This window comes from Enterobacter sp. JBIWA008 (assembly GCF_019968765.1).
GTDB lineage: Bacteria > Pseudomonadota > Gammaproteobacteria > Enterobacterales > Enterobacteriaceae > Enterobacter.
On sequence record NZ_CP074149.1, the window covers coordinates 1,062,359 to 1,074,993 of the forward strand.

15 protein-coding genes are annotated in these 12,635 nt (G+C 55.0%); 11 read left to right on the forward strand and 4 right to left on the reverse strand.

The features are described from left to right. Nucleotides 1-19 precede the first annotated feature (19 nt). Complete coding sequence (locus tag KGP24_RS05155; protein ID WP_014168840.1) at nt 20-622, reverse strand: peroxiredoxin; 603 nt, start codon at nt 620-622, stop codon at nt 20-22. Nucleotides 623-749: 127 nt separating this feature from the next. Next, nucleotides 750-1,331 carry an ACP phosphodiesterase gene (gene acpH / locus KGP24_RS05160; protein WP_223562579.1) on the reverse strand — a complete coding sequence of 194 codons (582 nt, stop codon included), beginning with the start codon at nt 1,329-1,331 and terminating at the stop codon, nt 750-752. Between the two features lie 92 nt (nt 1,332-1,423). Between acpH and queA the strand changes: the two genes are divergently transcribed. The 7 genes from queA (at nt 1,424) to KGP24_RS05195 (ending at nt 8,090) form a co-directional block, all read left to right on the forward strand. Continuing rightward, nucleotides 1,424-2,494 (forward strand): tRNA preQ1(34) S-adenosylmethionine ribosyltransferase-isomerase QueA, encoded by a 1,071-nt coding sequence (gene queA / locus KGP24_RS05165; protein WP_143347476.1) that lies wholly within the window; start codon nt 1,424-1,426, stop codon nt 2,492-2,494. A 53-nt stretch (nt 2,495-2,547) separates the two neighbouring features. Further along, nucleotides 2,548-3,675 (forward strand): tRNA guanosine(34) transglycosylase Tgt, encoded by a 1,128-nt coding sequence (gene tgt / locus KGP24_RS05170; RefSeq protein WP_223562580.1) that lies wholly within the window; start codon nt 2,548-2,550, stop codon nt 3,673-3,675. A 22-nt stretch (nt 3,676-3,697) separates the two neighbouring features. Continuing rightward, nucleotides 3,698-4,030 carry a preprotein translocase subunit YajC gene (gene yajC / locus KGP24_RS05175; RefSeq protein ID WP_003859109.1) on the forward strand — a complete coding sequence of 111 codons (333 nt, stop codon included), beginning with the start codon at nt 3,698-3,700 and terminating at the stop codon, nt 4,028-4,030. Between the two features lie 27 nt (nt 4,031-4,057). Further along, a complete protein-coding gene (secD, locus tag KGP24_RS05180) occupies nt 4,058-5,905 on the forward strand; it encodes a protein translocase subunit SecD (protein WP_223562581.1) in 1,848 nt (615 codons plus the stop codon). Between the two features lie 10 nt (nt 5,906-5,915). Continuing rightward, a complete protein-coding gene (secF, locus tag KGP24_RS05185) occupies nt 5,916-6,887 on the forward strand; it encodes a protein translocase subunit SecF (protein ID WP_223562582.1) in 972 nt (323 codons plus the stop codon). A 142-nt stretch (nt 6,888-7,029) separates the two neighbouring features. Beyond that, nucleotides 7,030-7,395, forward strand: a complete 366-nt coding sequence (locus tag KGP24_RS05190) for a VOC family protein (RefSeq protein ID WP_223562583.1) — start codon at nt 7,030-7,032, stop codon at nt 7,393-7,395. Nucleotides 7,396-7,409: 14 nt separating this feature from the next. Next, complete coding sequence (locus KGP24_RS05195; protein WP_223562584.1) at nt 7,410-8,090, forward strand: YafY family protein; 681 nt, start codon at nt 7,410-7,412, stop codon at nt 8,088-8,090. 118 nt (nt 8,091-8,208) lie between these two features. On the opposite strand, the gene KGP24_RS05200 is transcribed toward KGP24_RS05195, so the two are convergent. Next, a complete protein-coding gene (locus tag KGP24_RS05200; RefSeq protein WP_223562585.1) occupies nt 8,209-9,087 on the reverse strand; it encodes a nucleoside-specific channel-forming protein Tsx in 879 nt (292 codons plus the stop codon). 270 nt (nt 9,088-9,357) lie between these two features. After that, complete coding sequence (locus KGP24_RS05205; protein ID WP_134348635.1) at nt 9,358-9,897, reverse strand: DUF3251 domain-containing protein; 540 nt, start codon at nt 9,895-9,897, stop codon at nt 9,358-9,360. Between the two features lie 152 nt (nt 9,898-10,049). Between KGP24_RS05205 and nrdR the strand changes: the two genes are divergently transcribed. The 4 genes from nrdR to nusB all read left to right on the forward strand — a co-directional run bounded on the left by nrdR (nt 10,050) and on the right by nusB (nt 12,607). Then, a complete protein-coding gene (gene nrdR, locus KGP24_RS05210) occupies nt 10,050-10,499 on the forward strand; it encodes a transcriptional regulator NrdR (RefSeq protein WP_008503337.1) in 450 nt (149 codons plus the stop codon). A gap of 4 nt (nt 10,500-10,503) precedes the next feature. After that, nucleotides 10,504-11,607: a bifunctional diaminohydroxyphosphoribosylaminopyrimidine deaminase/5-amino-6-(5-phosphoribosylamino)uracil reductase RibD gene (gene ribD / locus KGP24_RS05215; RefSeq protein ID WP_223562586.1), complete on the forward strand. Its 1,104-nt coding sequence runs from the start codon at nt 10,504-10,506 to the stop codon at nt 11,605-11,607. 87 nt (nt 11,608-11,694) lie between these two features. Then, complete coding sequence (ribE, locus tag KGP24_RS05220; RefSeq protein WP_006176874.1) at nt 11,695-12,165, forward strand: 6,7-dimethyl-8-ribityllumazine synthase; 471 nt, start codon at nt 11,695-11,697, stop codon at nt 12,163-12,165. Nucleotides 12,166-12,187: 22 nt separating this feature from the next. Next, a complete protein-coding gene (gene nusB, locus KGP24_RS05225; protein WP_006809908.1) occupies nt 12,188-12,607 on the forward strand; it encodes a transcription antitermination factor NusB in 420 nt (139 codons plus the stop codon). Nucleotides 12,608-12,635 lie beyond the last annotated feature (28 nt).

The window sequence follows — 12,635 nt, forward strand, 5'->3', positions numbered from 1 at the left end:
TTTTCGTAAACCGTGCCGATTACAGGCTGGATACGTTCTCAGACAGGTATTTAGCCACGCCGTCTGGAGACGCGTTCATGCCTTCTTTACCTTTTTCCCACTGAGCTGGGCACACTTCGCCGTGCTCTTCGTGGAACTGCAGCGCGTCAACCATACGCAGCATTTCGTCGATGTTACGACCCAGCGGCAGATCGTTCACAACCTGGTGACGAACGATGCCGTTTGCGTCGATCAGGAAGGAGCCACGCAGCGCAACGCCAGCGTCCGGATGTTCGATACCGTAAGCCTGCTGGATTTCGCGTTTGATGTCCGCAACCATTGCGTATTTCACCGCACCGATGCCGCCTTTGTCGACAGGGGTGTTACGCCATGCGTTGTGTACAAATTCAGAGTCGAAGGAGACGCCAACAACTTCCACGCCACGCTTCTGGAATTCTTCATAACGTTTGTCGAATGCGATCAGCTCAGACGGGCAAACGAAAGTGAAGTCCATTGGCCAGAAGAACAGAACGGTCGCTTTACCGTTGGTGTGCTGTTTGAAGTTGAAGTTTTCAACGATTTCACCGTTGCCCAGAACTGCTGCAGCTGTAAAATCCGGAGCCGGACGAGTTACCAGAACCATATGATTCTCCTGTAGATACTAAGGTTATTTGGAACGCAACGCCGCCCAGTATAGAGAGTGTTCTTTGAGAAGACAAAGAGGCGCTGACAATCGTTCAACAAGCTTTCGCCTATCAAGGTGCATCCAGTCAGAGCTGTTTGTTTTTCGCCTGCGCCATCATGCGCGGGTAAAACTGCCAGAAACGCGCTTCCAGCGCATCGTAATGTTCATCCAGGTCATACCAGGAATCCCGCAGCGCATCCAGTCGCGGTCGGCGGCTCGCCATCCCATTCAGCACGTTCTGGATGAAATCCATCTCGCTATAACGCTCCAGCCAGCGTTCCGACCACAGGTAGTTATTCAGATTCACAAAGCGCGGCGGCGAGTCGGGCAGAATTACCGACACCTGCTGGTGGGCATAGCGCACAAACGTCGGCAGTGGCATCTCCGGCGATAGCTGTTCCCAGTGGCGCGACAGAAAGTGGTCCCACATCACGTCGAGCGTAATCGGCGCTACGCGGCGCGTTTCCGGGCGAAACCACGCTTTGGCTTCCGTCACTTCCGGCAGCTTATCTGTCAGCACGTCGATGCGACGGTGCATAAAAATCCCGTCGACAACCTCAGGGGAGTAGTCTTCAGCGGGGTTGCCGCGTACGAAATCGGCCAGCAAATTGCCGGACAGGGAGCTGTCAGCGAGGTGAGCGAGATGCAGGTGAGCGAGAAAATTCATGCGTTTTATTTGTCCGGGGGCGGCTAGTTGTTGCAGCAAAAGGGTGTGAGCACTAGACTATGCCGCCTGTTTTTAAGTCACGAGTATACGTCATGCGCGTCGCCGATTTCTCCTTTGAACTACCTGAATCCCTGATTGCTCACTATCCCATGCCTGAGCGCAGCAGCTGTCGCTTACTGTCACTGGATGGGCCAACGGGCGAACTGACGCACGGTACTTTCACCGATTTGCTCGACAAGCTCAACCCTGGCGATCTGCTGGTCTTTAACAATACCCGCGTGATCCCGGCGCGCCTGTTCGGCCGTAAAGCCAGCGGCGGCAAGATTGAAGTGCTGGTCGAACGTATGCTTGATGATAAACGTATTCTGGCACATATTCGCGCTTCTAAGGCGCCGAAGCCGGGCGCTGAACTGCTGCTGGGCGATGATGAGAGCATCAAGGCGACCATGACCGCGCGCCACGACGCGCTGTTTGAGGTGGCGTTCGACGACGAGCGCACGGTGCTCGATATCCTGAACGCCATCGGCCACATGCCGCTGCCGCCTTACATTGAGCGCCCTGATGAAGAGGCCGACCGCGAGCTGTATCAGACCGTTTACAGCCAGAAGCCTGGCGCGGTGGCGGCGCCGACGGCGGGTCTGCACTTTGACGAACCGCTGCTGGAGAAACTGCGTGCGAAGGGCGTGGAGATGGCATTCGTGACGCTGCACGTCGGCGCGGGAACCTTCCAGCCGGTGCGAGTGGACAGCATCGAAGATCACATCATGCACTCTGAGTATGCCGAAGTACCTCAGGATGTCGTTGACGCGGTGCTGGCGGCGAAAGCGCGCGGTAGCCGCGTCGTTGCGGTCGGTACGACGTCTGTGCGCTCACTCGAGAGCGCCGCGCAGGCGGCGAAGCGCAATCTTATCGAGCCGTTCTTTGGCGATACGCAGATCTTTATCTACCCGGGCTATCAGTACAAAGTGATTGACGCGCTGGTGACCAACTTCCATCTGCCTGAATCGACGCTGATTATGCTGGTGTCGGCATTTGCCGGTTATCAGCACACTATGGCGGCGTACAAGTCTGCGGTAGAACAAAAATATCGCTTTTTTAGCTACGGGGACGCGATGTTTATCACGTACAATCCGCTCGCTTTGAATGAGCGTGTCGGGGAATAAGTCCGCGGCACCGTATTACAACGTTGGACTGTTTTTCTGACGTCGGAGAAAAAATGAAATTTGAACTCGATACCACCGACGGTCGCGCGCGTCGCGGTCGCCTGGTGTTTGATCGCGGCGTGGTGGAAACCCCCGCGTTTATGCCTGTGGGCACGTACGGCACCGTAAAGGGGATGACCCCGGAAGAAGTAGAAGCCACTGGCGCACAGATTATCCTCGGCAACACCTTCCACCTGTGGCTGCGTCCGGGTCAGGAGATCATGAAGCTCCACGGCGACCTGCATGATTTCATGCAGTGGAAAGGCCCAATCCTGACCGACTCCGGCGGCTTCCAGGTCTTCAGCCTGGGCGATATCCGCAAGATCACCGAGCAGGGCGTACACTTCCGTAACCCAATCAACGGCGATCCGATTTTCCTCGATCCCGAAAAATCGATGGAGATTCAGTACGATCTCGGCTCTGACATCGTGATGATCTTCGACGAATGTACGCCGTACCCGGCCGACTGGGACTACGCAAAACGCTCCATGGAGATGTCCCTGCGCTGGGCGAAGCGTAGCCGTGACCGTTTTGACTCTCTCCAGAACAAAAATGCGCTGTTCGGCATTATCCAGGGCAGCGTTTACGAAGATTTACGCGATATCTCTGTTAAAGGTCTGGTAGAGATAGGTTTTGATGGCTACGCTGTCGGCGGTTTGGCTGTGGGTGAGCCGAAGGAATACATGCACCGCATTCTGGAGCACGTCTGCCCGCAAATCCCGGCGGATAAACCACGATACCTGATGGGCGTGGGTAAACCAGAAGATCTGGTTGAAGGCGTACGCCGCGGCATTGATATGTTCGACTGCGTCATGCCAACCCGCAACGCGCGTAACGGCCATCTGTTCGTTACCGATGGCGTGGTGAAAATCCGTAACGCGAAGCATAAGAGTGACACCAGCCCGCTCGATCCCGAGTGCGATTGCTATACCTGTCGCAATTATTCTCGCGCGTATCTGCATCATCTCGATCGTTGCAACGAGATTTTGGGCGCGCGTCTCAATACCATTCATAATCTTCGTTATTATCAGCGCTTAATGGCTGGTTTACGTAAGGCTATCGAAGAGGGTAAATTAGAGAGCTTCGTGACCGATTTTTACCAACGTCAGGGGCGGGATGTTCCACCGTTGAACGTTGATTAATTTTAATAATGAGGGAATTTGAATGAGCTTTTTTATTTCTGATGCGGTAGCGGCAACAGGTGCTCCAGCGCAGGGCAGCCCGATGTCTCTGATTCTGATGCTGGTTGTGTTCGGTCTGATCTTCTATTTCATGATCCTGCGTCCACAGCAGAAGCGCACCAAAGAGCACAAAAACCTGATGAACTCCATTGCGAAAGGCGATGAAGTACTGACCAACGGTGGTCTGGTGGGGCGCGTAACCAAAGTGGCTGAAAACGGCTACATTGCGATCGCCCTGAACGACACCACTGAAGTGGTCATCAAACGTGACTTCGTAGCTGCCGTTCTGCCGAAAGGCACCATGAAGGCGCTGTAATCCCAACTTTTCCCAAAGGGAACTGCCGTGTTAAACCGTTATCCTTTGTGGAAGTACATCATGCTGGTCGTCGTGATTCTCGTCGGCCTGCTGTACGCGCTTCCCAACCTGTATGGTGAGGATCCGGCTGTTCAAATCACTGGCGCGCGCGGTGTCGCCGCCAGTGAGCAAACGCTGATCCAGGTCCAGAAAACGTTACAAGAAGAAAAAATTACCGCTAAGTCTGTGGCTCTGGAAGAGGGTGCAATTCTTGCTCGCTTCGACACCACCGACACGCAGCTCCGCGCTCGCGAAGCGCTGATGGGCGTGCTGGGTGACAAATACGTCGTAGCGCTTAACCTTGCCCCTGCAACCCCGCGTTGGCTGGCTGCGATGAAAGCAGAGCCAATGAAACTCGGTCTTGACCTGCGTGGCGGCGTTCACTTCCTGATGGAAGTGGATATGGATACCGCACTCGGCAAGCTGCAGGAACAGAATATCGACAGCCTGCGCAGCGATCTGCGTGATAAAGGCATCGCTTACACCACCGTGCGTAAAGAAGATAACTACGGCATGAGCATCACGTTCCGCGACACTGCGGCGCGCGATCAGGCTGTAGATTACCTGACTCAACGTCACCGTGACCTGGTGATCACCTCTCAGGGCAGCAACCAGCTGCGCGCGGTGATGACCGATGCACGTCTGAAAGAAGCGCGTGAATATGCCGTTCAGCAGAACATCAACATTCTGCGTAACCGTGTAAACCAGCTGGGCGTGGCTGAGCCGCTGGTACAGCGTCAGGGTGCTGACCGTATCGTGGTTGAACTGCCGGGTATCCAGGATACTGCGCGTGCGAAAGAGATTCTGGGTGCGACCGCAACCCTGGAATTCCGTCTGGTGAACTCTAACGTCGATCAGTCCGCTGCTGCCGCAGGGCGTATTCCGGGTGACTCCGAAGTGAAACAGACCCGCGAAGGTCAGCCAGTTGTGCTGTACAAACGCGTGATTCTGACCGGTGACCACATCACTGACTCCACGTCGAGCCAGGATGAATATAACCAGCCGCAGGTTAACATCTCGCTGGATAGCGCGGGTGGTAACATCATGTCTAACTTCACCAAGGACAACATCGGTAAACCGATGGCGACCCTGTTCGTGGAGTACAAAGACAGCGGTAAGAAAGATGCAAACGGTCGTGCGGTGCTGGTGAAAGAGGAAGAGGTGATTAACATCGCCAACATCCAGTCTCGTCTGGGTAACAGCTTCCGTATTACCGGTATTAACAACCCGAACGAAGCGCGTCAGCTCTCCCTGCTGCTGCGTGCCGGTGCGCTGATTGCGCCAATTCAGATTGTTGAAGAGCGTACCATTGGTCCAACTCTGGGTATGCAAAACATCCAGCAGGGCCTGGAAGCGTGTCTGGCTGGTCTGGTGGTCTCTATCCTCTTTATGATCTTCTTCTATAAGAAGTTTGGTCTGATTGCGACCTCCGCGCTGATCGCCAACCTGGTGCTTATCATCGGCATTATGTCCCTGCTTCCGGGGGCGACGCTGACCATGCCGGGGATTGCGGGTATCGTTCTTACCCTTGCGGTGGCGGTCGACGCCAACGTACTGATTAACGAACGTATAAAAGAAGAGTTGAGCAACGGTCGCTCTATTCAGCAGGCGATTGACGAAGGCTATAAAGGCGCGTTCAGCTCCATCTTCGATGCGAACGTAACAACACTGATTAAGGTTCTTATCCTGTATGCAGTGGGTACTGGCGCGATCAAAGGCTTTGCGATTACAACCGGTATCGGTGTCGCAACGTCAATGTTTACCGCTATTGTCGGCACCCGTGCCATCGTGAACCTGCTGTACGGCGGCAAGCGCGTCAAAAAGCTGTCTATCTGAGGAGTGCGTTGTGGCACAGGAATATACTGTTGAACAATTGAACCACGGCCGTAAAGTCTGGGACTTTATGCGCTGGGACTACTGGGCCTTCGGCATTTCAGGTTTTCTGCTGATTCTGTCCATCGTCATTATGGGCGTGAAAGGCTTTAACTGGGGTCTCGATTTCACCGGGGGTACGGTCATCGAGATCTCCCTGGAAAAACCGGTCGATATGGACCAGATGCGTCTGTCCCTGCAGAAAGCGGGCTTTGAAGAGCCGCTGCTGCAGAACTTCGGCAGCAGCCGCGACATCATGGTGCGTATGCCGCCGGTGCACGATGCCAACGGCAGCCAGGAGCTGGGTAGTAAGGTCGTACAGGTCATTAATGAGACCACCAGCCAGAACGCCGCGGTCAAGCGAATTGAGTTCGTTGGCCCAAGCGTGGGTGCTGACCTGGCGCAGACCGGCGCGATGGCGCTGCTGGTGGCGCTGATCTCCATCCTGGTGTACGTCGGTTTCCGCTTTGAGTGGCGACTGGCGGCCGGTGTGGTTATCGCGCTGGCGCACGACGTGGTGATCACCATGGGCATTCTGTCGCTGTTCCACATTGAGATTGACCTGACGATTGTGGCATCCCTGATGTCCGTTATCGGTTACTCGCTGAACGACAGTATCGTCGTATCTGACCGTATCCGTGAAAACTTCCGTAAGATCCGTCGCGGTACGCCGTACGAAATCTTTAACGTGTCGTTGACCCAGACGCTGCACCGTACCTTGATCACATCCGGCACCACTTTGATGGTGATCCTGATGCTGTTCCTCTTCGGTGGTCCGGTACTGGAAGGCTTCTCGCTGACCATGCTGATCGGTGTCACCATCGGTACGGCATCGTCTATCTACGTTGCGTCCGCACTGGCACTGAAACTCGGCATGAAGCGCGAACACCTGCTCCAGCAGAAAGTTGAGAAAGAAGGGGCGGATCAGCCGTCCATTCTGCCGTAAGGCGACGTTTAGCGCGTTATCGAAATCCCGGTCTGTTGACCGGGATTTTTTTTATCTGATCCTGACAAACACTCCTGACAGTATGCTGTCAGGAGGCCTGTCGTAGACTCCTTCTGAACCCAAACAACAGGCAGGAGGATGTATGAAAAGCGTCATTAACTGGTTTGAAATTCCGGTCTCGGATATGGATCGCGCCATCAAATTTTATGAGCCGGTGATGCAGCTCGCGCTGCGTCGCGAGAAAATGGACTGTTCGGAGCTGGCGGTTTTCCCGCATGAGGATCCGGGTATCGGCGGGGCGCTGGCAAAATTTGACGGTGTTACACCGTCTGTGCAGGGCGCTATTATTTACCTGCATACTGACAATCTGGCGGCCACGCTCGATCGCATCGCCTCTGCGGGCGGCGAGTGCGTGTTTGGCCCGCTGGAACTGCCGCATGGCATTGGCACTATCGCATTGTTTACCGACAGCGAGGGCAACCGCGTCGGCCTCCATCAACCTGCCTGAGAGCGGAACAAGATATGACCCGACGCGCTGACCGTTTGTTTCAGATTGTGCAGATCCTGCGGGGCAGGCGTCTGACAACGGCAGCGCATCTGGCGGACCGGCTTGGCGTGTCCGAGCGTACGGTCTACCGCGATATCCGCGACCTGTCGCTTTCCGGCGTGCCGGTGGAAGGTGAGGCGGGGAGCGGATATCGGCTGATGTCGGGCTTTGACCTGCCGCCGCTGATGCTGACAAATAAAGAGTCAGAGGCGCTGATCGTCGCGATTCGCCTGCTCAAAACCTGGGGAGGGGAGTCGCTGTCGCGCGAACTGGAGTCGGCCCAGGAGAAGGTGCTGGCTATCCTGCCCGAGGAGAGTCGTCGCAAGGCGGAGCTGGCGCGCATCTATGCCCCGGATTTTTGCATGCAAAGCCACTCCCGCAGTGATTTTGACATGATTCATCAGGCAATTTCCGCCCAGCGCGTGCTGGCACTGCATTACCGTGATGAAGCCGGGCAGCTCTCAAAGCGCGAGGTTCAGCCGCTGGGGCTTTTCTTCTGGGGCGAGCGCTGGCTGCTGGCGGCGTGGTGTGAACGACGCGATGACTATCGTTGTTTCCGGCTCGATCGATGTCTCAATATTGTGCAGACGGAGAGGCGGTTTAGCGAGAGTGCTGACAGGTCTCTGGCAGATTTTTTGCGAAAGGTTAAGCAGTAAAAAGCCGGGTGGCGAGGTAAAAGCAAAACGGCAACGATGTTGCCGTTTTTTGTGTTTGCACCCTCTCCCGTGGGAGAGGGAAGGGGTGAGGGCATCAGCCCGCACAGTCCCGCGCTGATTAGAAGTTGTAACCCACGACCAGGTAGCCACCCCAACCTGTAGAACGGACGTTTTCTTTCATCCAGTTCAGGTCTGCGTCGTCGTTCCACTGACCACCGTTGTGCCAGTAACGTGCTACTACAGAGTAGTGCCAGTGATCGTAGTTCAGCGCCAGGATGTGGCTGGAGGCGATGGAGTCGTTGGTACGCTGCTTAATACCGTTCTCTGCGTAACCGCTCTTATCGCCCAGATCTGAACCCCAGTCGAAGTTGGTAAAGCCGATATAGCTCAGGTTACCGCCCCACAGCTGAGTGATTGGCACAAAGTATTTCACTTTGAAACGGTAGCCATCCCATTCGTTCTGGTTTTCTGCGCCATAGTTCTGCCACTGGTATTTCGCATACACGTTCAGGGACAGGCTCATTGGCAGTCCGGTATCAACGTCGGTACCCAGACCCATGTACCAGGTGCTCTGACGACCGGACGCGTTGCGGCCCATGTCGTAAATGTAGTTGTTCGCGAAGTACCACTCTTTGAACGGACCGAAGCTCAGGTCGGTGCCGGTCAGCTTGTCGATAGAGAAGCGTGGTTCAATTTCCATGAACAGCGGAGAACCGTGGTTCCAGATCCCTTTTGCCTGAGAGTTACCACCGAAGAAGACCGGTGCATCCATGTAGCCGTAGAAATCAAACCAGTCTTTCTTGGCGAACGCTTCATATTCCAGGTAGGTATCGTTGCGGATCTGTGGTCCGAAGCGCGTGTGGTAGCTGCCGACCACGTTAACGCTCTGGTGCCACCAGTCGGAGAGGTATTGTGGTTTATCGTTTTCCGCTGCGTTAACAGTGAAAGAGGAAGAAAGTGCCAGCACGGCGCCAGCTGCGAGTAATGTTTTTTTCATAATCATGCCACTGATTGAAATTCCCTTCCGGGAGTGAAAAATGCGCGAATTGCGTTTCTAAATATTTCGTGTTTCTGCGGTGCCTATTATAGGAATCCCTGCTCACAAAAATATGTGTTGTTTCACATATCTCTCACACGCGTAATCGATTGCGTTCACGTTTGCGTACTTTAAACGGCCGGGATTGTAGCGGCAATCATTTATCTTGCCAATCCATACGAAATGTAAATGTAAGCGGAGTGACATTTCACTCCGCTTAAGAGGATGGAATTACTGCGCGGCGGGTTGAATGTCGTGAATGCGGATAAAGCCTAACTGTTCCGGCGTAAGACCGCTTAACTGAAGCGGTATTTCCACATCGCTGGGTGCTAAAACGCTGGCCGGGGCGGTGAACAGCTGATTCTTCACATTCACCTCCTGGTAATTCTCCGTGGTGCCCTGGATCTGTCCCCACTCCACGGTACCGCTGAAGGCTGGAAGCGGATCGTTGGATTCACCCTGGATGCGTAATGTTGCGCGCGTACCATCGGCATTCGCCGCCACGTTCACGAGCGACATTTTCAGCGTGCCAACCTGGCTGTTCAGGCGCGCAGGCGTGTTCGCGCCCGGCAGCAGATAGACCCCGCTGCTGGATTTGGCGTTCAGCGCGTTTTGCTGGGTGATTTTCACCGTTTCTTTATTAAGTTTGTCCATCGCCGTATTGAGCGTATTCACGCTCTGTTTCATCTGACGGACTTCGGTTTGCTGTGCACAGGCGCTAAGGGTGAAGAGGCTCCCCACCAGCAAAATTTTCAGGTAACGTCTTGTCATTGCGTTTATTTCCTTGAAATAACGGATCGCTCTAATGGTAGCCAGCATCACACCGCCAGACATAGATCCTTTATCTCAAAAAGCTCTTCCTTTGTTGTCAGGCCAGATCAGGGTAAAATGAAAATCAGTTAACCGGATAACAGGGATACCGTATGCATTGCCCATTCTGCTCCGCTGTGGATACCAAAGTCATCGACTCTCGTCTTGTAGGCGAGGGGTCATCCGTACGCCGTCGTCGGCAGTGTCTGGTGTGCAACGAGCGTTTCACCACCTTTGAGGTTGCAGAGCTGGTAATGCCGCGCGTGGTGAAAAGTAACGACGTGCGCGAGCCGTTTAACGAAGAGAAACTGCGCAGCGGTATGCTGAAGGCCCTCGAAAAACGTCCCGTCAGCGCGGATGACGTCGAGATGGCGTTAAACCACATAAAATCTTACCTTCGTGGTTTGGGCGAGCGTGAGGTGCCCAGCAAAATGATCGGTAACCTGGTGATGGAGCAGCTGAAAAAGCTCGATAAGGTTGCCTATATCCGCTTCGCCTCGGTCTACCGCAGCTTCGAAGACATCAAAGAGTTTGGCGAAGAGATCGCCCGCTTACAGGATTAAGCTCATGCAGGATGAGATTTACATGGCGCGAGCCATGAAGCTGGCGCAGCGCGGTCGTTTTACTACCCATCCCAACCCGAACGTCGGGTGCGTTATCGTTAACGATGGCGAGATCGTGGGGGAGGGCTTTCACTATCGTGCAGGCGAGCCGCATGCCGAGGTTCATGCGTTGCGCATGGCCGGTGAGAAGGCGCGCGGTGCCACAGCCTACGTCACGCTGGAGCCCTGCAGCCATCACGGGCGTACGCCGCCGTGCTGCGAAGCGCTGATCGCGGCAGGTGTTTCACGCGTGGTCGCCTCGATGCAGGATCCGAATCCGCAGGTTGCCGGACGCGGGCTGTATCGTTTGCAGCAGGAAGGCATAGACGTCAGCCATGGGCTGATGATGCAGGACGCTGAAGCGATCAACAAAGGCTTTCTGAAGCGCATGCGCACGGGCTTCCCGTATATTCAGCTCAAGCTGGGCGCCTCGCTGGACGGTCGTACGGCGATGGCAAACGGCGAAAGCCAGTGGATCACGTCGCCACAGGCAAGGCGCGATGTGCAACGTCTGCGCGCGCAAAGCCATGCTATTCTCACCAGCAGTGAAACCGTTCTGGCTGACGATCCGGCCATGACCGTGCGCTGGGACGAACTGAATGCTGATACTCAGGCGCTTTACCCGCAGGAGAACCTGCGTCAGCCGCTGCGTATTATTATTGATAGCCAGAACCGCGTGACGCCGAAGCACCGCATCGTTCAGCAGCCGGGGGAAACCTTGATTGCCCGCACCAAAGACGATACGCGCGAATGGCCGGAAGGCGTACGCAGCATTATGGTGCCGGAGCACAATGGTCATCTGGATCTGGTGGTGCTGATGCTGCTGCTCGGCAAGCAGCAGGTGAACAGCATCTGGGTAGAAGCGGGGCCAACCCTCGCCGGTGCGCTCTTACAGGCCGGACTGGTGGATGAACTGATTGTTTACGTTGCGCCTAAACTGTTAGGTCACGACGCGCGCGGCCTGTTTGTGCTGCCCGGCCTTGAAAAACTGGCCGACGCACCGCAACTCAAATTTAGCGAGATTCGTCCGGTAGGTCCGGATGTCTGCCTCCACTTAACGACAGCGTAATTGCTCCTGAAATAGGGAAGCAGTGTGCAAAGTATTATGATAAAATCCGCCCCCCTGCGGGGCCAAATGAACCCGTAAAGGAAGAGTATGAACATTATTGAAGCTGCTGTAGCTACCCCGGACGCTCGCGTCGCCATCACCATTGCGCGTTTCAACAACTTTATCAACGACAGCCTGCTGGAAGGTGCCATTGACGCCCTGAAACGCATCGGCCAGGTTAAAGATGACAACATTACCGTTGTTTGGGTTCCAGGCGCTTACGAACTGCCACTGGCGGCGGGCGCGCTGGCGAAAACCGGTAAATACGACGCGGTGATTGCGCTGGGTACCGTTATTCGTGGCGGCACTGCGCACTTCGAATACGTTGCGGGCGGTGCAAGCAACGGTCTGGCACACGTTGCGCAGGATGCTGAAATTCCTGTCGCGTTCGGCGTGCTGACCACCGAAAGTATTGAACAAGCCATCGAACGTGCTGGCACCAAAGCCGGTAACAAAGGTGCAGAAGCTGCACTGACCGCGCTTGAAATGATCAATGTATTGAAAGCCATCAAGGCCTGATTTTTTTTGTAAGGGGAATTCCGTGAAACCTGCTGCTCGTCGCCGCGCCCGTGAATGTGCCGTCCAGGCACTTTACTCCTGGCAGTTGTCCCAGAACGACATCGCTGATGTCGAATACCAGTTCCTGTCAGAACAGGACGTGAAAGACGTTGACGTTCTGTACTTCCGTGAACTGCTGTCGGGAGTGGCGACTAATAGCGCGTATCTCGATGGCCTGATGAAGCCTTACCTGTCCCGTTTGCTCGAAGAGCTGGGTCAGGTAGAAAAAGCAGTGTTGCGTATCGCGCTGTTTGAGCTGTCTAAACGTGATGATGTGCCGTACAAAGTGGCCATCAATGAAGCGATCGAGCTGGCGAAAACCTTCGGCGCTGAAGACAGTCACAAGTTTGTAAACGGCGTACTTGATAAAGCAGCCCCTGCGATCCGTCCCCACAAAAAGTGATCCGCAAACCGGAGTCCTGCATTGCCTG